The organism is Nisaea sp. (assembly GCF_040217065.1).
GTDB lineage: Bacteria > Pseudomonadota > Alphaproteobacteria > Thalassobaculales > Thalassobaculaceae > Nisaea.
Genome location: NZ_JAVJNX010000004.1, coordinates 613,012 through 634,811 on the forward strand (window position 1 = coordinate 613,012; position 21,800 = coordinate 634,811).

At 63.1% G+C, this 21,800-nt stretch carries 23 protein-coding genes; 9 read left to right on the forward strand and 14 right to left on the reverse strand.

The features are described 5' to 3' along the window. Positions 1 to 3: 3 nt before the first annotated feature. Both RH950_RS04445 and RH950_RS04450 read right to left on the reverse strand, forming a co-directional pair. Entirely contained in the window at positions 4 to 594 is a 591-nt protein-coding gene (locus tag RH950_RS04445) for a GNAT family N-acetyltransferase (protein ID WP_350054104.1), read from the reverse strand. After that, positions 594 to 1,778 (reverse strand): DNA recombination protein RmuC, encoded by a 1,185-nt coding sequence (locus tag RH950_RS04450; RefSeq protein WP_350054106.1) that lies wholly within the window; start codon positions 1,776 to 1,778, stop codon positions 594 to 596. Before RH950_RS04450 ends, RH950_RS04445 begins: the two co-directional genes overlap by 1 nt. A 165-nt stretch (positions 1,779 to 1,943) precedes the next feature. Between RH950_RS04450 and def the strand changes: the two genes are divergently transcribed. From def to truA, 3 genes are read left to right on the forward strand one after another with little or no spacing between them, the layout of a single operon-like run. Beyond that, positions 1,944 to 2,471 (forward strand): peptide deformylase, encoded by a 528-nt coding sequence (gene def, locus RH950_RS04455; protein WP_350054108.1) that lies wholly within the window; start codon positions 1,944 to 1,946, stop codon positions 2,469 to 2,471. Between the two features lie 32 nt (positions 2,472 to 2,503). After that, positions 2,504 to 3,469 (forward strand): methionyl-tRNA formyltransferase, encoded by a 966-nt coding sequence (fmt, locus tag RH950_RS04460; RefSeq protein ID WP_350054110.1) that lies wholly within the window; start codon positions 2,504 to 2,506, stop codon positions 3,467 to 3,469. A 4-nt stretch (positions 3,470 to 3,473) separates the two neighbouring features. Next, positions 3,474 to 4,214: a tRNA pseudouridine(38-40) synthase TruA gene (gene truA, locus RH950_RS04465; RefSeq protein ID WP_350054112.1), complete on the forward strand. Its 741-nt coding sequence runs from the start codon at positions 3,474 to 3,476 to the stop codon at positions 4,212 to 4,214. Between the two features lie 4 nt (positions 4,215 to 4,218). Here the strand turns inward: truA and RH950_RS04470 are convergent, their stop codons facing one another. The 4 genes from RH950_RS04470 to RH950_RS04485 form a co-directional block, all read right to left on the reverse strand. Beyond that, a complete protein-coding gene (locus RH950_RS04470; RefSeq protein WP_350054114.1) occupies positions 4,219 to 4,797 on the reverse strand; it encodes a hypothetical protein in 579 nt (192 codons plus the stop codon). Between the two features lie 5 nt (positions 4,798 to 4,802). After that, positions 4,803 to 5,966: a succinyl-diaminopimelate desuccinylase gene (dapE, locus tag RH950_RS04475; RefSeq protein WP_350054116.1), complete on the reverse strand. Its 1,164-nt coding sequence runs from the start codon at positions 5,964 to 5,966 to the stop codon at positions 4,803 to 4,805. Between the two features lies 1 nt (position 5,967). Beyond that, on the reverse strand, positions 5,968 to 6,828 hold the full coding sequence (gene dapD / locus RH950_RS04480) for a 2,3,4,5-tetrahydropyridine-2,6-dicarboxylate N-succinyltransferase (protein WP_350054118.1): 861 nt from the start codon (positions 6,826 to 6,828) through the stop codon (positions 5,968 to 5,970). 92 nt (positions 6,829 to 6,920) lie between these two features. Next, complete coding sequence (locus RH950_RS04485; RefSeq protein ID WP_350054120.1) at positions 6,921 to 7,676, reverse strand: SDR family NAD(P)-dependent oxidoreductase; 756 nt, start codon at positions 7,674 to 7,676, stop codon at positions 6,921 to 6,923. Positions 7,677 to 7,752: 76 nt separating this feature from the next. On the opposite strand from RH950_RS04485, the gene RH950_RS04490 reads away from it, so the two are divergent. Both RH950_RS04490 and RH950_RS04495 read left to right on the forward strand, forming a co-directional pair. After that, positions 7,753 to 8,670 (forward strand): LysR substrate-binding domain-containing protein, encoded by a 918-nt coding sequence (locus tag RH950_RS04490; protein WP_350054122.1) that lies wholly within the window; start codon positions 7,753 to 7,755, stop codon positions 8,668 to 8,670. A 184-nt stretch (positions 8,671 to 8,854) separates the two neighbouring features. Then, positions 8,855 to 10,057 (forward strand): multidrug effflux MFS transporter, encoded by a 1,203-nt coding sequence (locus tag RH950_RS04495; protein ID WP_350054124.1) that lies wholly within the window; start codon positions 8,855 to 8,857, stop codon positions 10,055 to 10,057. Between the two features lie 3 nt (positions 10,058 to 10,060). Here RH950_RS04495 and RH950_RS04500 read toward each other — a convergent pair whose 3' ends face one another. Further along, positions 10,061 to 10,732, reverse strand: coding sequence for a pyrimidine 5'-nucleotidase (locus tag RH950_RS04500; RefSeq protein ID WP_350054126.1), 672 nt, complete (start codon positions 10,730 to 10,732; stop codon positions 10,061 to 10,063). 121 nt (positions 10,733 to 10,853) lie between these two features. Here RH950_RS04500 and RH950_RS04505 point away from each other — a divergent pair, with 121 nt between their 5' ends. Next, positions 10,854 to 12,593, forward strand: a complete 1,740-nt coding sequence (locus RH950_RS04505; RefSeq protein ID WP_350054128.1) for a sensor domain-containing diguanylate cyclase — start codon at positions 10,854 to 10,856, stop codon at positions 12,591 to 12,593. Then, the gene (locus RH950_RS04510) at positions 12,583 to 13,875 is read left to right on the forward strand and encodes a DUF2336 domain-containing protein (RefSeq protein WP_350054130.1); all 1,293 of its coding nucleotides are present in this window, start codon (positions 12,583 to 12,585) and stop codon (positions 13,873 to 13,875) included. Before RH950_RS04505 ends, RH950_RS04510 begins: the two co-directional genes overlap by 11 nt. 10 nt (positions 13,876 to 13,885) lie before the next feature. Here RH950_RS04510 and RH950_RS04515 read toward each other — a convergent pair whose 3' ends face one another. From RH950_RS04515 to rpmH, 7 genes are all read right to left on the reverse strand, one after another. Beyond that, on the reverse strand, positions 13,886 to 14,221 hold the full coding sequence (locus tag RH950_RS04515; protein WP_350054132.1) for a hypothetical protein: 336 nt from the start codon (positions 14,219 to 14,221) through the stop codon (positions 13,886 to 13,888). A gap of 253 nt (positions 14,222 to 14,474) precedes the next feature. Then, positions 14,475 to 15,383: an acetylglutamate kinase gene (gene argB / locus RH950_RS04520; RefSeq protein WP_350054133.1), complete on the reverse strand. Its 909-nt coding sequence runs from the start codon at positions 15,381 to 15,383 to the stop codon at positions 14,475 to 14,477. Positions 15,384 to 15,399: 16 nt separating this feature from the next. Then, the gene (gene yihA / locus RH950_RS04525) at positions 15,400 to 16,041 is read right to left on the reverse strand and encodes a ribosome biogenesis GTP-binding protein YihA/YsxC (protein WP_350054135.1); all 642 of its coding nucleotides are present in this window, start codon (positions 16,039 to 16,041) and stop codon (positions 15,400 to 15,402) included. Between the two features lie 8 nt (positions 16,042 to 16,049). Further along, positions 16,050 to 17,789 carry a membrane protein insertase YidC gene (gene yidC / locus RH950_RS04530; RefSeq protein ID WP_350054137.1) on the reverse strand — a complete coding sequence of 580 codons (1,740 nt, stop codon included), beginning with the start codon at positions 17,787 to 17,789 and terminating at the stop codon, positions 16,050 to 16,052. Next, entirely contained in the window at positions 17,786 to 18,070 is a 285-nt protein-coding gene (yidD, locus tag RH950_RS04535; protein WP_350054139.1) for a membrane protein insertion efficiency factor YidD, read from the reverse strand. Before yidD ends, yidC begins: the two co-directional genes overlap by 4 nt. Beyond that, positions 18,067 to 18,411: a ribonuclease P protein component gene (gene rnpA / locus RH950_RS04540; protein WP_350054141.1), complete on the reverse strand. Its 345-nt coding sequence runs from the start codon at positions 18,409 to 18,411 to the stop codon at positions 18,067 to 18,069. The genes yidD and rnpA overlap by 4 nt, the downstream gene beginning before the upstream one ends. Before the next feature lie 90 nt (positions 18,412 to 18,501). Beyond that, positions 18,502 to 18,636: a 50S ribosomal protein L34 gene (rpmH, locus tag RH950_RS04545; protein WP_193184514.1), complete on the reverse strand. Its 135-nt coding sequence runs from the start codon at positions 18,634 to 18,636 to the stop codon at positions 18,502 to 18,504. A gap of 248 nt (positions 18,637 to 18,884) precedes the next feature. On the opposite strand from rpmH, the gene RH950_RS04550 reads away from it, so the two are divergent. Next, positions 18,885 to 20,342 carry a dihydrolipoyl dehydrogenase family protein gene (locus RH950_RS04550; protein ID WP_350054143.1) on the forward strand — a complete coding sequence of 486 codons (1,458 nt, stop codon included), beginning with the start codon at positions 18,885 to 18,887 and terminating at the stop codon, positions 20,340 to 20,342. Between the two features lie 36 nt (positions 20,343 to 20,378). Continuing rightward, entirely contained in the window at positions 20,379 to 21,788 is a 1,410-nt protein-coding gene (locus tag RH950_RS04555) for a sensor histidine kinase (protein WP_350054145.1), read from the forward strand. Positions 21,789 to 21,800: the final 12 nt, after the last annotated feature.

Genomic DNA, 21,800 nt, shown 5'->3' on the forward strand with positions numbered 1-21,800 from the left:
TTGCTATTCAGTCTCCGGTGCACCGTCCCATTCCCGCGCCAGAATGGCGTAGATGAAATCCTCGGCCCAAGCCCCCTTGAAGAATTCGCTCTCGCGGAAATGGGCTTCCCGCCGCATCCCGAGTTTCTGCATCAGCCGCCAGGACGCCGTATTGCGGACATCACAATGCGCGCTGATCCGATGCATCCCGAAATGCCGGAAGCCGAGATCAAGCGCCGCCGTCGCGGCTTCCCGGGCATAGCCCTTGCCATGATATCGAGGATCGAAAACATAGCCGATCTCGCCCTGCAAATACGCGACACTGAGGATCTGTAATTTCAGGTTCCCCAAAAAGGCACCGTCCGACTTTCGTTCCACCGCCAGCTTTATCTCGTCGCCATCCGCATCGAACTGCGGGGCTGTCATATGACGGGCAAGGGCAGCCGGTGCCTCTTCCCGGGTCATCGGCTCGCCATAGAGTAATTCCACCACGTCGGGATTGGAGCGAAGCCGGAAAAGATTCTCCAGATCGTCTTCCCTATAGGCTCGCAGACAAAGACGCTCCGTCAGGATCGGCAGATCCACCGACCGGTTTTTCAGAGCACCCGGCCCCATCAGTTCCTCTCGAACGGCAGAGCGTCGACCTTACCCAGAAGATCTTCCGCCGCGTCGCCGGAGTTCTCCAGCGTGCCGAGCTCTATCTCCTCGATCCGCTCCCCGCGCTTTATCACCTTCCCGGTCGAGATCCGGATGTCGCGGATGTCTTTCTCTGCCTGGTGGAAATGGGTTTCCAGCTTGCCCACCCGGTCGTCCAGCCGTCCGACATCGTTCAGCATGATCCGGACCTCTGCCTGGATGACATGCGCCTGCTCGCGCATGCGCGCGTCCTTCAGGACGGCCCGGACCGTGTTCAGCGTCGCCATCAGCGTGGTCGGGGAGACGATCCAGACCCGCTCCTTCCAGGATTGCTCGACAACGTTCGGCAGGTTCGCGTGCAGCTCGGCATAGATCGCTTCCGACGGCAGGAACATCAGCGCGGATTCCGCCGTCTCGCCCGGCACGATGTAGCGCGACGAGATGTCCTTCACATGTTTCAGGATCGCCACGGCCATCTGCTTGCGCGCGGCCTCCCGCTCGGCATCGCTCGTCGCCCGGCTCAGCGCGTGATAGCTCTCCAGCGGGAACTTCGCGTCGATGGCGATGGAGCCCGGCGGGTTCGGCAGGTCGATCATGCAATCGACCCGGCGGTTCTCGCCAATCTGCACCTGGAACCGGTAGGCGTTCGGCGGCAGGATCGAGCTGACCAGATCGTTCAGCTGGATTTCCCCGAAGGCCCCGCGCGCCTGCTTGTTGGACAGGATATCCTGCAGGCCGACCACCTGGGTCGACAGCTCGGTGATGTTCTTCTGCGCCGTGTCGATGATGGCGAGGCGCTGCTGCAATTCCGAAAGACTGGTCTGCGCCTTGGTGCTGGATTTCTCCAGGCTCTCGCCAACCCTCTTCGAGACATCTGCCAGCCGCTCGTCGAGCCGCTTGGTCACCTCGCGTTCCTGCACCTGCATCAGCTCGGCGATCCGTGCCTGGGCCGCCGCATGGTTCTCGGAAAGCTGCGTTACCCGCCCAGCGAGTTCGGCCTGCGCCGCCGCCGCGCGTTCCGCCTGCTCCGCCTGGCGCCGGGCCGCCTCCTCCAGCGCCGCCGCGAGCAACGGATCGGTGCCCCGGCCCTTCAGCAGTGCGATCGCAGCCAGCGCCACGGCCCCCACAGCCACAGCCACCAGAACAAGCGTCAGTCCATCCATCTCGGCACCTTCATTCCAACCGGTCTCATACGCCCCCTCGGCGAATCATCATTCTACCACGTCCATCCCCCGAATATGGGGGTTCCGGACGGCCCGCAATGCTTGACCTCCGTGGGCCGATCCCCTACCTCAGTGGCGGCTAGCAACAGATTTGACATATTTCGCATGAGCACGCGTGACATCGTTTGGGCACCCGACCGGGTCCTGAAAACCAATTGCACTCCCGTGACGGAGATTGACGGCGATATCCGCCAGACCCTCGACGACATGCTGGAGACCATGTATGCCGCGCCCGGCATCGGGCTGGCGGCGCCGCAGATCGGCCTGACCAAGCGGCTGCTGGTGGTGGATATCTCGCGCGACGACGAGGAAAACCGGCCGCTCAAGGTGATCAATCCCGAGATCGTCTGGTCTTCCGAGGAGCTGAACACCTACGAGGAAGGCTGCCTCTCCCTGCCCGGCCACTATGCAGAGGTCACCCGCCCGTCCCAGGTGACGGTCCAGTTCCTGGACGAAACCGGCGCCGAACAGCGGATGGATGTCGACGGGCTGCTGGCGACCTGCCTGCAGCACGAGATCGATCATCTGAACGGCGTGCTGTTCGTCGATCATATCTCCGCCCTGAAGCGGAACATGATCCTGAAGAAGATGATCAAGGCGAAGAAACAGCGCGAAGAAGACGAGGCGGCGTGAGCCGGCCTCCCCCGCCTCAGAACGGATAAGCCATGACCGGGTCCGCCCCGCATTCCGCCGCAGGCACGCCGCTCCGGCTCGCCTTCATGGGCACGCCGGACTTTTCCGTGCCCGTCCTGGAGGCGCTGATCGCTGCCGGGCACCGGGTTGTCGCGGTCTACAGCCAGCCGCCCCGCCCCGCCGGCCGCGGCAAGAAGGAGCGCAAGTCAGCCGTGCATGTCGCGGCCGAGACGCATGGCATCCCCGTCTTCACGCCCCTGTCCCTCAAGGATGAAGAAGAGCACCGGCGCTTCGCGGCCCTCGATCTCGATGCCGCCGTGGTGGTGGCCTATGGCCTGATCCTGCCGAAAGCGATCCTCGATACGCCGCGCCTCGGCTGCGTCAATGTCCATGCCTCCCTGCTGCCGCGCTGGCGCGGCGCGGCGCCGATCCAGCGGGCGATCCTCGCCGGCGATACCGAAACCGGCGTCACCATCATGGCCATGGACGAGGGCCTCGATACTGGCGCCATGCTGCTGGCCGAACGCGTGGAGATCACGCCGGAGACCACCGGCGAGACCCTGCACGACGCGCTCTCAATCCTCGGCGCCAAGCTGATCATCCCGGCCCTGGCCGGATTGGCGGAAGGATATCTCGAGGCAACGCCGCAGCCGGATGACGGGGTGACCTACGCCGAGAAGCTCAGCCGGGAGACCGGCCATCTCGATTTCACCCAGGACGCCGCCACGCTGGAGCGTACCATCCGTGCCCTCGCCCCCTGGCCCGGCGCATGGTTCGAGCATGACGGCGCGCGTTTCAAGGTCTTTGCCGCCGAGATCCTGCGGCTCGGCGCCCTCGGCAACGATCCCGGCACGGTGTTGGACGGGGAGCTGACAATCTCCTGCGCGCAGGACGCCCTGCGCATCACCCGGCTGCAGCGCCCGGGCAAGGCGCCGATGGATGCCGCCGACCTGTTGCGCGGCTATGACGGGCTGACGCCCGGCACGCGGCTCGGCTGATCCGATGCCGCGCTTCAGGATCATCATCGAATATGCCGGCGGCGATTTCTGCGGCTGGCAGCGTCAGGCCAACGCACCGTCGATCCAGCAGGCGCTGGAAGACGCCATCACCGCCTTTACCGGCGAGACTGTCGAAGTGGTCGGCGCCGGCCGCACCGACACCGGCGTGCACGCCCTGGCGCAGGTCGCTCACTTTGCCCTGGAAACGGAACGCTTCGATGCCGACAAGGCGATGAAGGCGATCAATTTTCACCTGAGACCCGCGCCCATCGTCATCCGCCATGCGATGGAGGCCGCGCCGGACTTTCATGCCCGCTTTTCCGCCAGGAACCGGTCCTATCTCTATCGCATCCTGAACCGGCCGGGCCCTGCGGCCCTGGATCGCGGCCGGGTCTGGCATGTCCCGCAGGAACTCGACGCCGCCGCCATGCACGATGCGGCACAGACCCTGATCGGCAAGCACGACTTCACCACCTTCCGGGCCAAGCATTGTCAGGCGCGGTCGGCGGAAAAGACCCTGGACGGGCTGACGGTGAGCCGGGTCGGCGAGGAAATCCATCTGAACACCCATGCCCGCTCCTTCCTGCACCACCAGGTCCGCAACATCACCGGCACCTTGAAGCTGGTCGGCGAGGGAAAATGGACCCGCAGGGATGTCGAGCAGGCGCTGGCGGCGAGGGATCGGGCCGCGGGCGGGCCGACCGCACCGCCGGACGGGCTCTATCTGGTGTCGGTCGGATATTGAGCGGTCAGCTGCCCGCAGCGATGCTTTCGAGCAGCAGATAGGTCAGCGTCGAGAACAGTTCGTCCGCCAGCACGAAACCGACAGCCATCAGCGGAGAAACGCCGAGCAGCTGACGGGCCCAGCGGAACATCAGGAACAGCATGCCGATCCAGGCGAACACGCTCAGACTGCTGGAGAGATCCGCGAGCGGCCCGTCGCCGGCGCCGACGACATAGAGAAAACAGAAGAGATATCCGAACGGCAGCGTGATCCAGTTCAACGGCACCAGGAAGTCGAGAATGCGGTCGAGCACGCCGATTTTCTCCGCCATCACACAGGCTGCCACGGGGAAGACCAGCCAGTAGATCCCGTAGCGCAGGACGTAGCTGATCCAGGCCAGGGGGCCGCCATCCATCCACCCGGCCGCGCCATTCGCGACATCCGAGAGGATAAAGGCCGGCAGCACCAGGACCGCCGCGAAAAAGGAACGGAAAAACCCGGCATCGCTGCGGTCGAAAAGATCGATGGCCCCGGGCCGGCCGAGCGCCAGGCACCAGCAGCCATAGACCGCGCGGAAGACTTCCGAGGCGCCGGGCAGGGCCATCCGGCTCAGGCCCTCGCCGCGGCGAAATAGTTTTCCAGCGCCGTCTCGTAGATCACTGTCAGCGCCTCGATATCCGAAACCATCACATGCTCGTCCGTCTTGTGCATGGTCTGGCCGACAATACCGAACTCGACCACTGGGCAGAACTTGCGGATGAAACGCGCATCGGAGGTACCGCCCGACGTGCTCAGTTCCGGCTGCTTGCCGGTGACCTGCTTCACCGCCGCCGCCACCGCATCGCTGAGCGGGCCGGGCTCGGTGACGAAGGCGTTCGAGGTGCATTCGATGCGGAGATCGTAGCGCCCGCCGACCGCATCGAACATCGCCCGGAAATGCGCCTCGAGGCTCTCCGCCGTGTGCAGATCGTTGAAACGGACATTGAAAGTGGCGTTGGTCTTGGCCGGGATCACGTTGGTTGCCGGATTGCCGGTATCGACCGTGGCGATGGCCACCGTGGTCGGCTGGAAATGCTCCGTGCCCTCGTCCAGCACGCCTTCGGTCAGCGGCTCCAGCATCTTCACCAGACGATGGATCGGATTGTCCGCCAGATGCGGATAGGCGGTATGGCCTTGCGTCCCGTGCACCGTCAGATAGCCGGTGAAACTGCCGCGCCGGCCGATCTTCATCATCTGGCCGAGGAATTCCGGATTGGTCGGCTCGCCGACGATGCAGGCATCGATGCTCTCGCCTTCCGCGGCCATCCAGTCCAGCACCTTCACGGTGCCGTTGATCGCCGGGCCTTCCTCGTCACCGGTGATCAGGAAAGAGATCGAGCCGCCGAAATCAGCCCCGTGCTTGCCGACATAACGGGCCGCCGCCGCCGCGAAGCAGGCAACGCCGGACTTCATGTCGGAGCTGCCGCGGCCATAAAGACGGCCGTCCCGGATCTCGCCGGAAAAGGGCGGGGCAACCCAGTCCGCCGCATCGCCCGGCGGCACCACATCGGTGTGTCCGGCGAAGCAGATGTTCGGCGCACCGGTGCCGATCCGGGCATAGAGGTTATCGACATCCGGCGTGCCCTCTTCCGAGAAGGTCAGGCGCCGGCAGGTGAAACCCTGCGCCGTCAGTTCCCTTTCAAGCAGGGCAAGCGCACCGCCTTCAACGGGCGTCACGCTCTCACAGCGGACAAGGTCCCGGGTCAGCCGGACCGGATCGATCTGTGTGGTCACATCAATCCCGCAGCAGGTCGTTGATCGAGGTCTTGGAGCGGGTCTGGGCATCGACGCGCTTGACGATCACGGCACAGGACAGGCTCGGACCCGGCGTGCCGTCCGGCAGCGGCTTGCCCGGCAGGGAGCCCGGCACCACGACGGAATAGGCAGGCACCCGGCCGATGAAGATCTCGCCGGTGCTGCGATCAATGATCTTGGTGGTGGCGGAGAGGAAGACACCCATGGAGAGCACGGAACCTTCCTCGACAACCACGCCCTCGACAACCTCGGAGCGGGCACCGATGAAGCAATTGTCCTCGATGATCACCGGGGAAGCCTGCAACGGCTCCAGCACACCGCCGATTCCGACGCCGCCGGACAGATGCACGTTCTTGCCGATCTGCGCGCAGGAGCCGACCGTGGCCCAGGTATCGACCATGGAGCCCTCGTCCACATAGGCACCGAGATTGACAAAGCTCGGCATCAGCACGACGCCCTTGGCGATGAAGGCGGAACGGCGGACGACGCAATTCGGCACAGCTCGGAAACCGGCGGACCGAAAATGGTTGGCGCCCCAGCCGGCGAACTTGGACGGCACCTTGTCCCACCAGACGGACGGGCCGAGATCGCCATCGACCGGACCCCCCGGGATGATGTCCATATCGTTCAGGCGGAAGGACAGCAGCACCGCCTTCTTCGCCCACTCGTTGACCTGCCATTTGTGGTCGCCGAGAGGCTCGGCAGTCCGGATGGTGCCGCCGTCGAGACCGGCCAGCGCCTGTTCCACCGCCTCGCGGATCTCGCCCCTGGTTTCCAGACCGACATTGTCCCGGTCATCCCAGGCCGCATTGATCACTGTCTCGAGTTGGCTCGCGCTCATAGCCCCACACCCCATAACCTGCATGAAATTCGAGGCGCAACATGAGCACAGGGCCGATTTCTGTCAATCTGTACAGCGTTGCTTTTTTGGCATCATGGCGCGAAGTAGGCACCGCCATTCTGATGGATGACCTGACCCGTGATATATCCGGCGTCCGGACAGCAGAGAAACGCAACGGTGGCGGCGATCTCATCCGCCCTGCCCGGACGCCCGGCCGGCACCTCACTCACAAATGCCTCAATACGGTCCGGGTCCCATGCGGCAGTGAATTCCGTCCCCGCGACAAGGCCTGGCGCAATGGCATTCACCGTGATGCCGTCGCCCGAGAACTCGCGCGCCAATCCTACCGTGAGGCCGTTCAACCCGGCCTTGCTCGCGGCATAGATCGCCGAGCCCTGGCTTCGCCCGCCGGTATAGGCGGCGATAGAGCCGATATTCACGATGCGTCCGCCGGGTCTCTTCAGGAATGGCGCGACGGCCATGGATATTTGGAAAGCGCCGGTCAGATTGGTCGCCAAAACCTCATCCCAGTTCGCCCATAGCTGTGCCAGCTCAAGGTCCGAGGCTCCGTTCCGGGCGATGCCCGCGTTGTTGATCAGCGCGGTTACTGACGTCCCGCTGCTCTTCAGGTTCAGGACAAGCCGATCAAGCGAAGCCCTATCCGCAACATCCAGAGAGTACGGCAATAATGACGGTCCCACTTTCTCCGCCAAGGCTTCCAGCTTCGAAAGAGCGCGGCCGATACACAAAACCGCGCCCTGCCCAGCCAGCCGTTCGGCGACCGCCGCTCCAATGCCGGTTCCGGCACCGGTAACAATCACAAGTTCTTTCGGGAAAGAGGTTTTCATGATCGCGTTCTCCATTCGATTGAGACGCGCTCTTTTTGACGTTCGAAAACCAATTCATCCAATATATGATTTAGGCGTGTTTGATATATTTCTTAGGCTGAACATCAGCCTCCGCCAGCTTCACCAGTTCGCCGTGGTTGCGCGTGAGCTGCATTTTGGCCGCGCGGCGGCACAGTTGAACATGACCCAGCCTCCGCTAAGTATGGCCATTCAAAGCCTGGAGACCGCGCTTGGCGTCAAACTGTTCGACCGCACGAACCGGCAGGTTTCCCTGACCGATGCGGGCACAGCCTTCCTTGCCGAGGTCGAGCAAATCAAGGAGAAACTGGACCTTGCGGTGACCCGCACCCGGAAGATCGCAGCGGGCGAAGAAGGGGAGGTCCGGCTGGGAGTGCTTCCATCCTGCAGCATTCTGCCGGACGTCCTGCGTGCCCTCAGAAGAGAGCGGTCCGGTCTTGCCATCGATCTTCGCGAAGCAACGACCGCCGAGCAGCTTGCGCTGATCCGGGAGCAGCACATCGACGCGGGTTTGATACGGCCGCCAGTCGTCTGCCCCGAGGAACTGGAACATCTGGTCGTCGCAACGCAACCCCTCGTCGCTGTCCTGCCGGACGATCACCATCTGAGCAAATTGTCAGCTGTCCCGATAGACGCGTTCCGCGAGGAGCGATTCATCGGGACCCCCACGGACAATGCGAACGGTCTCCATGGCAGGATCAGCGCATTGACCGCAGCCAGGGGGGTCGAGCTGCATGTCGTTCAGGTGGTCCGTGAGATTCCGACGGTCATGGCACTGGTCGCCGGTGGCCTCGGAGTCTCCATCGTGCCAAAGAGCAGACTTGAAACCGGCTATTCGGGCGTCACCATCCGGCCAATAGAAATACCCCAGGGAATGCCGGCGCCGGAAATTGCCCTTTGGCTCGCCTGGTCTCGCCACAATAGCCGCGAGGCCCTGCACGGCTTTCTGGAAGCGTTGAGGCGGACATTGACCTAACGCCATTCCTCGTTAAGCTGTCGCGCCATGAACATGATCCGGGAAATTGTCGCCGTCGGAAGGCGCATGGGCAAGGTGGTATAGCCGCCGGGCGAAAGCACCCATGCGCGGCAAGCAGGCCCCTCACGGGGCCTTTTTTCATGACCAGAGCCTCCCTCCTGCGAAACCGTCAGAGATACCCGCCATGTCAAAGCCCCACGACGGACCGCGCCTGTCCACGCTGATCCTGCTCTCGGCCCTCTGCATCCTGCCGATCAATATATTCCTCCCGTCGCTGACCAATATGGCGACCGAATTCGGTGTGGAATACAGTGTGATCGGCCTCTCGCTGGCAGCCTATGCCGGTGCGTCCGCCATCCTGCAGATCGTGCTGGGGCCCCTGTCCGACAGGTTCGGCCGCCGGCCGGTCATCCTTTCCGGCCTCGCACTCTTCATGATCGCCACGGCGGGATGCATTTTCGCGCCGGATATCTGGACCTTCCTCGGATGCCGGTTGCTCCAGGCCGTGATCGCGCCGACCTATGCCGTCGCTCTCGCCGTCATCCGGGATACGACAAGCAAGGAAGAGGCAGCGAGCAGGATCGGATATCTCGCGATGTCCTGGGCTGTCGCGCCCATGCTCGGCCCGAGCCTGGGCGGGCTGCTCGACGAGGCATTCGGTTGGCGTGCGAGCTTCTGGTTCCTCGAGGCCTTCGGGCTTGCCGTCTTTGCCCTCTGCTGGGTGGATCTCCGGGAAACGAACCAGTCCCGCTCCAGCTCCATCGGCGCACAGTTCCGCGCCTACCCGGAGCTGCTGACTTCCGGGCGGTTCTGGTCCTATGCGCTCTGCATGGCCTTCTCGGTCGGTGCCTTCTTCGCCTTCCTCGCCGGGGCACCGCTTGCCGCCGGTTCGGCCTTCGGCCTCTCGCCCGTGACGCTCGGCCTCGGCATGGGGTCGATCACGGCAGGCTTCATGGTCGGCAGCTTTCTCTCCGGCCGTTTCGCCGGGCGGGTCTCGCTCACGACCATGATGCTCGCCGGACGGACCCTCGCCTGCATCGGCATTCTTATTGGACTGCTGCTCTATGCCGTGCAGGTCGATCACGTCATGGCGCTGTTAGGCCCCTGCATGCTGGTTGGCGTGTCCAACGGCCTGACCATTCCGAGCGCGAATGCCGGCGCAATCTCCGTAAACCCGAAGCTCACCGGCAGCGCAGCCGGCCTCGCGAGCGCCATCACCGTGGCGGGCGGCGCCACCATGGCATCGATCGCCAGCGCGGTCCTGACGGCAGAGAACGCCCGCTACGCCCTCCTGCTCGTGATGCTCGGGTCGGCGCTGGTCGCTCTCGCGGCGGCATTGGCCGCGCGCCGCCTCGAGAATATCCGGCCGGAAAGCACCGGAGCGTAGGTCTCAGGCCGATTGCGGTACGGAGAGCCCGTTCAGCCATGCCGCCAGATCATCGGCGACATGATGAACATAGGGTTCTTCCGCCCCCTCCTTCGCCCAGTCGAGCGTGCCGGAGAGCCAGACCGTCGTCATTCCAAGACCGGCGGCGGGTTCCAGATTCCGCGCCATGTCCTCGACCATCACGCAGCGCGCGGGATTGAGCCCGAAGCGGGCAACCAGCGTATCGTAGGGGCCGGGATTGGGTTTCGGCACGTAATCGGCCGCGACGATATCGAACACATCCTCGAAATGATGGTCGACCCCGATCCGCCCCATGATCCGCCGTGCATGGGGAACCGAGCCGTTGGTGTAGATGATCTTCCGCCCGGGCAAGCGGCTGATGGCAGCCTCCAGCGCATGGTCGGGCGCAATGTCCGCGACATCGATGTCATGCACGAAATGCAGATATTCCTCCCCGTCGATACCGTGCTCCGCCATCAGGCCGTTCAGGGTCGTCCCGTAACGCCGGAACATGTCTTTCTGCAACGCGCGGGCAGGCTCCTGCTCGAGCGAGAAACGATTCTGGACATACTCCGTTATCCGAACCGAAACCCGGGCGAATATGTTGCTCCCGGCGGGATAGAGGGTGTTGTCGAGATCGAAGATCCAGGTTTCGATGTGATTCAGGTCCAGCATTCGCTTGTCTTTTTGCAGATTGTTTTCTTTCATCGCTCTAAAGTGGCGGCTCGAACCGGTGCGGGCAAGCGCGCCGGTGGTCGCAGCCCCAGAAATGGGGACCGGCGAAGGGGAACCCGACGTGACAAGGCAAGAAGGCGGCACCGGCGCGATGGACAGCGAAGAGCTGGGCGCGATTACAGGGGCCGATTCCAATCAGATCGTGCATTTGCTGGAAGACGGCGCGCCGCTCTTCCAGTATCCCGGACCGGTCCTGCTACTGGATCACGAAAAGGCGATTATTGCCGCAAATCCGGCCGCCATGTCCCTGGTGCACGGGATCATGTCCGGCAGCGCCCTGTCGGTCATCGCGCTGGTCAGCGCCACGCTTTCCAGCGGCGGTCGCGCCCAGAACATGAAGATCCTGGACGAGGAAGCCGGGCGGACAACCGATATTACCGCCCTGCCGGTCGATGGGGGCGCGCATGTGCTACTGCTGGGCCGGGACATCTCCCTTGACCAGAACCTGCGCAACGCACTCGTGGAATCCCGTCAGCGCTACAAGGATCTGGTTGAGATCTCCAGCGACTTCGCCTGGGAAACCGACGCGAAAGGGACCTTCGTCTTCGTTTCCACCGCCGGCGCCCTCGGATACGAGCCGGACGAGCTGGTCGGACACGCCGCCGACGATTTCGTCAGCAAGATTGACGGCATCCGGACGGTCACTCCCTTCAATGCGAAAGAGCCCTCGACCGGGATCGAATTCCGCTTCCGCCGGGCCGACGGCAGCATCGCAGAACTGGAGGCCTCCGCCGCGCCCCTGCATACGGAGGACGGCAGCTGGCTCGGCGCCCGCGGCGTCTGCCGGGACGTGTCCGAGGCCAGACGCCGCGACGCGGCTCTCGCCAAGGCGCGGAACCGGGAACGGCTGATGGCCTATATCGTGCGGACCATTCGCGACGAGATGGACCCGAAGGCCATGCTGGCCTCCGCTGCCCGAGCGATCGCCCGCTCCCTCGCCTCTGATGGCTGCGTGATCTTCCGCAGGAATGATTCCGGAGGGTTGACGGTGGCCGCCGAACTCGGCGGCGCTCCCGAGGCCTATCTCGCCGATCTGCTCGCGTCCGGGACCTCCTCGCTGTCTCCGACTGTGCTGCAGGATGCCGACGGCTCGAACATCCTCGCCTGTCCGACCGGATACCGGCAGCAGGCCAACGGTGCGGTCATCCTCTGGCGGGACACTGTCAGCGGAGCCTGGAACGAGGATGACAGCGACCTGATGAAGGAGGTTGCGAACCAGATCGGCATCGCGATCGAGCAGGTTGCCTCGAACGAAAACCTGGAATTGCTGTCGACCACCGATCCGCTGACCAAGCTGCTGAACCGACGCACCTTCCAGCAGCGTCTGGACGACCGGCTGGCGAAGGCCGGACAGGGCGGCGCGCTGATCTATGTCGACCTCGATAATTTCAAGCTGGTGAACGACAATCTCGGCCACCAGATGGGCGACAAGGTGCTGCTCGATGTCGCCGGCATGCTGCATGAAGCCGCCGGAGCCCAGGACATGCCGGCAAGGCTCGGCGGGGACGAGTTCGTGATCTGGTTCGACGGCGCCGACAAGGATACAGCACGGACCAAGGCGGAGGGATTGCTGAAAGCAGCCGGAACGCTTGCACAATACGCGGTGGATGAAACACGGAAGGTCGGCATGTCGATCGGTATTGCCTGCGTTGACGGACAACCAGACGCACCGTCCGAGAATGCCGAGAGTCTGATAGCCCGCGCGGACGAGGCGATGTACGAGATCAAGCATGGCGGCAAGAACGCCTATGCTTTCGCAAAAGACCCGGAAGAAAGCGGAGACCGCAGTGATGGCCACTGAACCGAAGCGGCGGATGAGCGACACGGAGAAGGCCGTCTACGAGAAGGCGAAGAACGTTGCCGCCAGCAAGGATCTGGCAGAGCGCCGGCGTCTTGCGGAAGACCATCTGACGCCGCCCGAGATCCTGTTCTTCCTGGCCGAAGACGATAACCGTGAGATCCGCCAGGCGGTGGCCGCCAATAAGGCGACACCACGCCATGCCGACCAGTTCCTGGCAAAGGACGAAAGCGATGACGTCCGGTCCATCGTCGCCCGCAAGGTCGCTGCGATCGCCCCGAACCTGAGCTCGGAACGGCGGGACAGCATCCGCAAGCTGACCATCGAGGTCCTGGAGACGCTGGCGCAGGACCAGGTTGACCGGGTCCGGGCGGTTCTGGCCGACGCGGTAAAGGATCTGCCCGACGCGCCACCGGAGATGATCACCCGGGTCATCGAAGCGCTTGCCCGCGATACCATCCTCTCGGTCTCGGGTCCGATCCTTGAACATTCGCCGTTGCTGGCCGACGAACTGCTTGTCGAGATCATCCAGAACGAGCCCGTGGCCGGCGCCCTCTCTGCCATTTCACGGCGCCAGACCGTATCCGAGCGGGTGTCCGATGCGGTCATTTCCGCGAACGACGATGTTGCGATCGCGGATCTGCTCGGCAACAAGTCCGCCCAGATCCGCGAGGAAACCCTGGATGAGCTGATCGAGGGCGCAGCGGACCGGCCCGTGCTGCACCGGCCGCTGGTGACACGCCCGAAACTGCTCGGCCGCCATGCCCTGAGCCTGGCCAAGTTTGTCGGCTATGCGCTGGTCGCCGAACTCAGCAAGCGCACGGATCTCGCTGCGGAGACCTCGGCCCACCTGGCGTCCGAGATCGAGAAGAGGCTGGCTGAAAATCCCGCTCTCGCGGAGGGCGACACCATCGTCACCGGCCGCGAGCGGGCACGGCAGATGCATGAGAACGGAACGCTCACCGAAGACGCGGTGAGTGAGGCGGTGAGCGAAGGAAAACGTCCCTTCGTGCTGGCGGCGTTCGAGCTGGTCACCGGCCTGTCGGAGGATGCGGTGCACAGCCTCGCCTCGTCGGTCAATCCGAAGGCATTGGTGGCGCTGGTCTGGAAAGCAGGCTACAGCATGGAATTCGCCGTCCAGCTGCAGCTTCGGCTTGCCAATATTCCACCGGAAAAAGCGCTCAAGCCAACGGAGGATGGCGGATTTCCCCTGAGTGAGGATCAACTCTCCTGGCAGATCGAGCTGGTCAGCGAGGAACCTGAAGAAGAGTCTGAAAGCGCCTAGAAAGCACCGCTCAGGACGCTACTTCCGGCTTCGGAACCTCATTTTCTTCCTTCTGCCAGTCGTTCCCTGCCGAAATAACGCAGGTCTGCCCGCCCGGTGTGGAGATTGCGATCGTCCAGCTCCCGGTCTTGGAACTGAAGACCTGGACGAAATTTCCGGCGCCGTCGAATCCGGAGGCGGAAACCGATTCTCCGTACTTCTTCCCGAGCTGCTTCACCAGATCCGCATGCTGCGTGCAGAGACGCGGATCCACCGCATCGGCCGGGGCCGCGAAAGAAACCAGCGCGGCGACAATGGTGGCGGCGGAAAAATAACGCCCGGCCTGAATTTTCAAACTTCCATGCACGGCATTCTCCTTTCTGAGAATTACGCCGATCCGGGTACACGGCCTGACCAGACGTCTTGCCGCGACGCGTTCCGAGAAAGTCCCCAGGGACCTCTCCATGGTTGTGATTGTACTGGCTGAATATTGACAAATCGCAAACGGGAATCCCGGCGATTTACAGGATTTGTTAGGCATAAAACGGCAAGAAATACCGTTAATTCAATGTACTATGGATTTCTTATGATTCCGTGCCGCCGGTATCTACCGGAGCGGGTCAGCCACGGATGATGGTTCCGACACCGTGGGGCGTGAACAGCTCGACCAGACAGGCATGCGGCACGCGTCCGTCGAAAATGACAGCGGCGCGGGCGCCATTCTCGACCGCATCGATGCAGGTTTCGATCTTCGGAATCATGCCGCCGGAAATGGTGCCGTCCCCGATCAGGCGCCGGGCATCGTCAACGCTGAGCTCGGGGATCAGGTTCCCGCTCTTGTCCAGGACTCCGGCCACATCGGTCAGCAGCAGGAAGCGGGCCGCGTCGGACGCAGACGCGATGGCACCGGCAGAGGTGTCTGCATTGATGTTGTAGGTCTCGCCATCCTCGCCAAAGCCGATGGGCGCGATCACCGGAATCAGCCCGCCTTCGGCGAATGTTTTCAGGATGCTGACATCCACGCTCTCCGGCTCACCGACAAAGCCGAGATCAAGCACCTTCTCGATATTGCTGTCCGGGTCGATCCTGGTCCGGCGCAGCTTGCGCGCGGTGATCAGGTTGCCGTCCTTGCCGGAAATACCGATGGCCCGGCCGCCAGCCGCATTGATGGCGGCCACGATGCTTTTGTTGATCGAGCCGGACAGCACCATCTCGACAATCTCGACCGTCGCGCTGTCCGTGACCCTGAGGCCATCGATGAACTCGCTCTTGATCGCCAGGCGGCCGAGCATCTTGCCGATCTGCGGGCCGCCGCCATGCACCACGATCGGGTTCATGCCAACCTGCTTCATCAACACCATGTCGGCGGCGAAGGATTTGAACAGATCGTCGTCGCCCATTGCATGACCGCCGAACTTCACGGCGACCGTCTTGCCGCTGTAGCGGCGCATGAACGGCAGCGCCTCGGTCAGAATGCCGGCTTTCGAAAGCCATTCCTGCCGCAGTTCGTGCAAAGACGATTCGCTCATGTTTCTTTCCCCACTTTCAGGATGCGGACAAAGCGGCCAGGGCCGCCCTCAGCTCCGGAATCCCGTCTCCCTTGTCGGCGCTGCTGCACACGATCACCGGATGCGCGGCGACATGCTTGCGCAGCTCGGTTTCCGTGGCGGATACGACTGCATCCAATTCATTTTTTTTCAGCTTGTCGATCTTTGTCAGGACGACCTGGTAGGAGACGGCGGCCAGATCCAGCATCTCCATCATTTCCCGGTCCGAGTCCTTGAGGCCGTGGCGGGAATCCACCAGCAGCAGCACGCGCTGCAGCACGGTGCGGCCTTTCAGGAACTGGCGCAGGGTATGGTTCCAGGCGGCAACCACGGTCTTGGACACCTTGGCGTAGCCGTAACCGGGCAGGTCGACGATCATCAGCCGGTTGCCCAGATTGAAGAAGTTGAGCTGCTGGGTCCGGCCCGGCGTGTTCGACGTCCGGGCCAGCGTCTTCCGGCCGGTCAGCGCGTTCACCAGGCTCGACTTGCCGACATTGGACCGTCCGGCAAAGGCGATTTCCGGCATCGAGGCTTCCGGCAATTGATCAAGCCGCGCCGCGCCCCAGACAAAGCCGCATTCCTGGGCGAACAGCAGGCGGCCTGCTTCCAGTTCCGCCGGATCCAGAGCGTCGTCGGTCATCGCAATCCCTACTTGACGCCCATACGCCACATGATGAGGCGCTGCTGCGCAATCGAGAGCAGGTTGTTCCAGGCCCAGTAGATCACCAGACCGGCCGGGAAATTCGCCAGCAGGAAGGTGAAGAAGATCGGCAGGAACATGAACACCTTGGCCTGGATCGGATCGGCCGGCTGCGGGTTCAGCCTCTGCTGCAGGAACATGGTCAGGCCCATCAGGATCGGCCAGACACCGATCATCGGGATGAATGCCGGCGGTGTCCACGGGATCAGCCCGAACAGGTTGAACAGAGTGGTCGGATCCGGCGCCGACAGATCGTGGATCCAGCCGTAGAACGGCGCGTGGCGCATTTCGATGGAAACGAACAGCACCTTGTAAAGCGCGAAGAACACCGGAATTTGGACGAGGATCGGCAGACAGCCGGAGGCCGGGTTGACCTTCTCCTTCTTGTACAGCCCCATCATTTCCTGGTTCAGGCGCTGCTTGTCGTCGGCATATTGCTCACGCAGCACCTGCATCTTCGGCGTCAGCTCGCGCATCTTCGCCATCGACTTGTAGGACTTGTTCGCGAGCGGGTAGAAGACCAGCTTCACCGCGACTGTGAAGACCAGAATAGCGATACCGAAGTTTCCGACCACGCTGTGAATCCAGGACAACGCATAGAAAAATGGCTTGGTCAGGAAGTAGAACCAGCCGAAATCGACAGCCAGATCGAAGTTCGCGATGCCATATTCGGCTTCATATTTGTCGAGGAGCTTGACCTCCTTGGCGCCGGCAAAGAGATGGACCTTGGATTCCGCCGTGCCGCCGGCTTCGATCGCCCGGCCGGAGCCCAAATAATCGGTCTGATAACGGTCGTCCTGCTGCCGGATCATGTGCATGAAACGGTATTTGACCGCTTCGTCCTGGGCCGGCACCAGCGCGGCCAGCCAGTATTTGTCGGTGATCCCGATCCAGCCGCCGGTCGCCGAAACCTCGACGTCTCCATCCTCCTGCAAATCGTCGTAATCGACTTCCTTCAGGGTCTCGTCAAAGACACCAAGCGGGCCTTCATGAAGAATGTAGAACCCGGCAGTCTGCGGCGTGCCGCCACGGGAGATCAGACCATAGGGAAAAAGCGTCACCGGAGCGCTGCCGCTGTTCCGTACTTTCTGCGTCACGGAAAACATGAACTGGTTGTCGATCGCGTAGGTGCGCTCGAAGATCAGACCCGCGCCGTTGTCCCAGGTCAGAGTGACCGGCTGGTTCATACTCAGCGTGCTGCCATCTGCGGTCCATACCGTCTTGGCATCGGGCACCGGGGTGCCTATGGCTTCCGGCACCCAGCCGAATTCGGCGTAGTAGGATTTCGGCGCGCCCACCGGCTTCAGCAGATGAATGTCGTCGCTGTCCTTGTCGAGGGTCTCGCGATAATCGGTCAGGACCGTATCGTCGATCCGCGCCCCCACGGTCGAGATCGTGCCGCGCATTCCGGGCGCATCGATCGTGATCCGTTTCGGGTCGGCTGCGATCTCACGCCGCGCCTTGACCGCATCCTCGGCCGACATCTTGACGACACCCGGAAGGGAAGCGCTTCCGACCGGCGCTCCCGACGGAGCCGGCGCGGAAGAGTCGGATGCTCCGGAAGCCGCGAGTTCGGCCTGCCGGGCCTGCTGCTGCTCGACCTTCGGAACCTCGTATAAAAACTGAAACCCGACCAGAATCGCCACGGATAGAACGACGGCGAGAATCAGGTTCTTTTGCTCATTCATTGTTCGGCCCGACAATTGTGATGCATCTGAGAAGCGGCCCCATTCCGCTTGGGGACGGGATCATAGCCGCAGCCACCCCAAGGATGACAGCGCAGAATACGTTTCATGGTGAGCCAGCCGCCAACCAGGGCGCCGTGACACTCGATTGCTTCCAGGCCATAGCGCGAACAGCTCGGCTCAAAGCGGCAGTTGGTCCCGAGAAACGGGGAAATCATGTAACGGTAGAACATAATCAGCCCGCGGAAGAGCCAGGCAAGCGGAGACCTGCTGGAACGTGTCACGTCCGTGCCTCCTGCTTGAGCGCGTCCACCTTGGCGAGCGCGCGTTTCAGGTCCGAGAGAAGGTCGTCATAAGAGCGGGTCAGGGTGTTCGCGCGAGCAATCAGGACAAATTCATGCCCGGGTCTGGCCAGCGCGTTCAACAGATCATGAACCACGGCTCTCAGCCTTCGTCTTGCCCGGTTTCGCTGAACCGACCCGCCGACCTTGCGGCTGGCGGTGTAGCCAACCTTGATCTCGGTCTCGTGGCCGGGCTCAAGCGGGCGGGCCTGCAGGACGATCCCCTGCGTCACGGCCTTGCGTCCGGTTCGGGCAATCGTCAGAAATTGGCTGCGCTTTCGCAAGCGCTCCAACGTTCCTGAGGACGAATTGCGCATGATAAGAGCGCTTTCTGAAATGCACGCGACCCGGCCAGACTGGCCGGGCAGCAGCATTTAGGCGGACAGACGCTTGCGGCCCTTGGCGCGCCGGTTGCGAATGACATGGCGGCCGCCAACGGTCGCCATGCGGGACCGGAAGCCATGACGGCGCTTGCGTACGAGGACGCTGGGCTGATAGGTGCGTTTCACGGGAAGTCTCCGTCGACGTAAAATATAGCAATCTCGCGAGTGCGGGGCTGTATATAGAGTTGCCCTGCCCGAGTCAACGCGAGCGCGGGGTTATGCCACATAAAATCGCAGAACACACTAAGCTTCTCGGCTTTCGCTCACGCCATGGTGACTGGTTGTGCCTCGACTGCCGCGCAACATCGGTGTCCCAGGAGCCGGACCGCGTTAAGGTTCCGCAACAAGACACACCGAGGAGCATCCCGAGAGCGATGAAGACCGACGCCCCAGACCGTGGCACCGCCACACAGGAGATCACGGCGGATATCTGTGTTATCGGCGGAGGCTCGGGCGGATTGTCCGTGGCCGCCGGCGCCGTACAGATGGGCGCCTCCACCGTGCTGTTCGAGCGCGGCCTGATGGGCGGAGACTGCCTGAACTACGGATGCGTGCCCTCCAAGGCCTTGCTGGCTGCCGGACACGCAGCGGCGGCGGCCCGGAAAGCCGGACGCTTCGGGATCTCCCTGCCGGCGCCAGAGATCGATTTCAGCAAGGTACATGCCCATGTCCGCGATGTGATTGCCGGCATCGAGCCGCATGATTCCGTCGCCCGGTTTGAAGAGCTCGGCGTCCGGGTCATCCAGGCGCAGGCCACCTTCTCCGATGCCCGTACCGTTACCGGCGGCGGAGTCAGGGTCCGGGCCCGGCGTTTCGTGATCGCAACCGGGTCCAGCGCCATGATTCCGCCCATCGCCGGTCTCGACAGTACGCCCTACCTCACCAACGAGAGCATTTTCGATCTCACCGAGCGCCCCGATCACCTGCTCATCCTCGGCGGCGGCCCGATCGGCTGCGAGCTGGCGGAGGCCTACCGCAATCTCGGCGCGGATGTGACGCTCATCGAAGCCGCGCGGCTGCTCGGCAATGAGGACGAGGAGGCCGCCGACATCCTGCGCGCGCACCTGACGGAGATCGGTGTCACCCTGCTCGAAGGCGCCCTGGTGAAAGAGACATCCGGTGCCGGGCGGACGGTCCGGCTCGGCATCGAACAGGACGGGCTGCGCCGGCAGATCGACGGCAGCCATCTGCTGGTTGCGGCCGGGCGCAGCCCGAATCTGGAGGGGCTCGGCCTGGAGGCGGCGGGGATCACGTTCGGCAGATCCGGCATCGAGGTCGATGCCGGGCTCAAGACCAGCAATCGCCGGGTCTACGCCATCGGCGATGTCGCCGGCGGCCTGCAATTCACCCATGTTGCCGGTTATCACGCCAGTGTGGTGATCCGCAGCGCCCTGTTCCGCATGCCCGCCAAGGCCGATCACAGCGCCGTGCCCCGGGTCACCTATACTGACCCGGAGCTTGCCCATGTCGGCTTGCTGGAGCGGCAGGCGCGCGAGCAACACGGCGAGAAGCTGCGGGTGCTGAAATGGCCGTACCAGGAGAATGACAGGGCCAGGGCGGAACGCGCGACGGACGGCTTCATCAAGGTGATGGTGCTGAAGAACGGACGGGTGCTGGGCGCGACCATCGTCGGCAGGAACGCCGGTGATCTCATCCAGAGCTGGGCCATGGTCATCGCCCGGAAAATCAAGATCGGCACCATTGCATCCTCGATCGTCGCCTATCCGACATTCGGGGAAATCGGCAAGCGTGCTGCCGGATCTTTCTTCACGGAAACATTGTTCAGTCCGCGCATGCGCAAAATCGTCCGCTTCCTTGCCGCCTTCGGGTAAACTTGCCCGGCGGGTTATGTCGACGGACAGGTGTTCATGCTGGGCTTCGCCAACAGTCTCTCTTTTCGGCTGCTACTGCTGACGGTGTTCTTCGTCATGGTGGCGGAGGTACTGATCTATACACCGTCGATTTCCCGCTACCGGCTGAGCTACCTGCAGGAAAAGCTCGCCGAGGGCCATCTTGCGGCCCTGTCTGTCAAGGCGGCACCGGATGGCATGGTCACCGAGATGCTGGCGCGCCAGCTGCTGGATCATGTCGGCGCCTACAGTGTCGTGGCGAACGATGAATCCAATTTCATGCCGATGCTCAGGCGCACCGAGGTCCCCGAGCCGGACATGGCCGTCGACCTCAGAAGCGCCGGCGTGCTCGCCCTGATCCTCGATGCGTTCGATACGCTGGGGCAGCCCCGCAACCGGGTTCTCCGGCTGCATGGCCTGTCTCCGCGCGATCCGGATATCTTCGTCACCATGCTGATCGACGAAGCCCCGATGCGCATGGAGATGCTGGATTTCTCCTGGCGCATCCTGACACTCTCGGTGGTGATCTCGCTTTTCACCGCCGCCCTTGTTTTCCTCTCCCTGCGCTGGTTGATGGTACTGCCGATGCAGCGCATCACCAGCAGCATGACCGCCTTCAGACAGCGTCCGGAAGATCCCACTTCCGACCTCCCGGTTTCTACCAGACGGGACGAGATCGGCATCGCGGTCCGTGAGCTTGCGGACATGAAACAGGGTGTCCGCCGGGCGCTCCGGCAGAACATGCGGCTGGCCACGCTCGGCACGGCAGTGAACAAGATCAATCACGATCTGCGCAATATGCTGGCAACCGCCACCCTGGTGTCCGACCGGTTCGCCGAAAGCTCCGACCCGTTTGTCCGCAAGGCGGTGCCGCCCTTTCTCAGAACCCTCGACCGTGCGGTCAAGCTCTGTTCGGATACGCTGAATTTCACCCAGGAGTCGGTCCCGCTGATGACCGAGAGAATGACCCTGAAGAGGCTGCTCGACGACATGATTCCCGAGCTGAGCAGCTCGCTTCCGGAAGGTCAGCTGGCGATCGAGATCGATGACGTTCCCGGCGTTTCCGTGTCGGTCGACCCCGACCAGATTTACCGGATCTTTGCCAACCTGGCCTCGAACGCGTCGCGGGCCGGGGCATCCCGTTTCCATATCCGGTTCGAACATGACGACGGGACGCTGGCGCTGTTGTTCGAAGATAACGGGCCGGGCATACCAGATCCAATCCGCGAGAAGCTGTTTCTGCCGTTTCAGCTCTCCGGCAATGGCGGCGGATCGGGTCTCGGACTCGCGATCGCCCGCGATATCGCCCGCGCTCATGGCGGTGCGCTCTTTCTTGTACAGACCGGGGCAACGGGCAGCCTCTTCCGGCTCGAACTGCCCTGCCCGGCAACGGGCCGGTCGCGGGGCGGCACCACACGCGCGGCATGATGGCACGCCGGT

Bases quoted from the DNA above. Each gene is read 5' to 3' on its own strand.
- RH950_RS04445 (WP_350054104.1), bottom strand. From the start codon at position 594: ATGGGGCCGGGTGCTCTGAAAAACCGGTCGGTGGATCTGCCGATCCTG.
- RH950_RS04450 (WP_350054106.1), bottom strand. From the start codon at position 1,778: ATGGATGGACTGACGCTTGTTCTGGTGGCTGTGGCTGTGGGGGCCGTG.
- def (WP_350054108.1), top strand. From the start codon at position 1,944: ATGAGCACGCGTGACATCGTTTGGGCACCCGACCGGGTCCTGAAAACC.
- fmt (WP_350054110.1), top strand. From the start codon at position 2,504: ATGACCGGGTCCGCCCCGCATTCCGCCGCAGGCACGCCGCTCCGGCTC.
- truA (WP_350054112.1), top strand. From the start codon at position 3,474: ATGCCGCGCTTCAGGATCATCATCGAATATGCCGGCGGCGATTTCTGC.
- RH950_RS04470 (WP_350054114.1), bottom strand. From the start codon at position 4,797: ATGGCCCTGCCCGGCGCCTCGGAAGTCTTCCGCGCGGTCTATGGCTGC.
- dapD (WP_350054118.1), bottom strand. From the start codon at position 6,828: ATGAGCGCGAGCCAACTCGAGACAGTGATCAATGCGGCCTGGGATGAC.
- RH950_RS04485 (WP_350054120.1), bottom strand. From the start codon at position 7,676: ATGAAAACCTCTTTCCCGAAAGAACTTGTGATTGTTACCGGTGCCGGA.
- RH950_RS04495 (WP_350054124.1), top strand. From the start codon at position 8,855: ATGTCAAAGCCCCACGACGGACCGCGCCTGTCCACGCTGATCCTGCTC.
- RH950_RS04500 (WP_350054126.1), bottom strand. From the start codon at position 10,732: ATGCTGGACCTGAATCACATCGAAACCTGGATCTTCGATCTCGACAAC.
- RH950_RS04510 (WP_350054130.1), top strand. From the start codon at position 12,583: ATGGCCACTGAACCGAAGCGGCGGATGAGCGACACGGAGAAGGCCGTC.
- argB (WP_350054133.1), bottom strand. From the start codon at position 15,383: ATGAGCGAATCGTCTTTGCACGAACTGCGGCAGGAATGGCTTTCGAAA.
- yihA (WP_350054135.1), bottom strand. From the start codon at position 16,041: ATGACCGACGACGCTCTGGATCCGGCGGAACTGGAAGCAGGCCGCCTG.
- yidC (WP_350054137.1), bottom strand. From the start codon at position 17,789: ATGAATGAGCAAAAGAACCTGATTCTCGCCGTCGTTCTATCCGTGGCG.
- RH950_RS04550 (WP_350054143.1), top strand. From the start codon at position 18,885: ATGAAGACCGACGCCCCAGACCGTGGCACCGCCACACAGGAGATCACG.
- RH950_RS04555 (WP_350054145.1), top strand. From the start codon at position 20,379: ATGCTGGGCTTCGCCAACAGTCTCTCTTTTCGGCTGCTACTGCTGACG.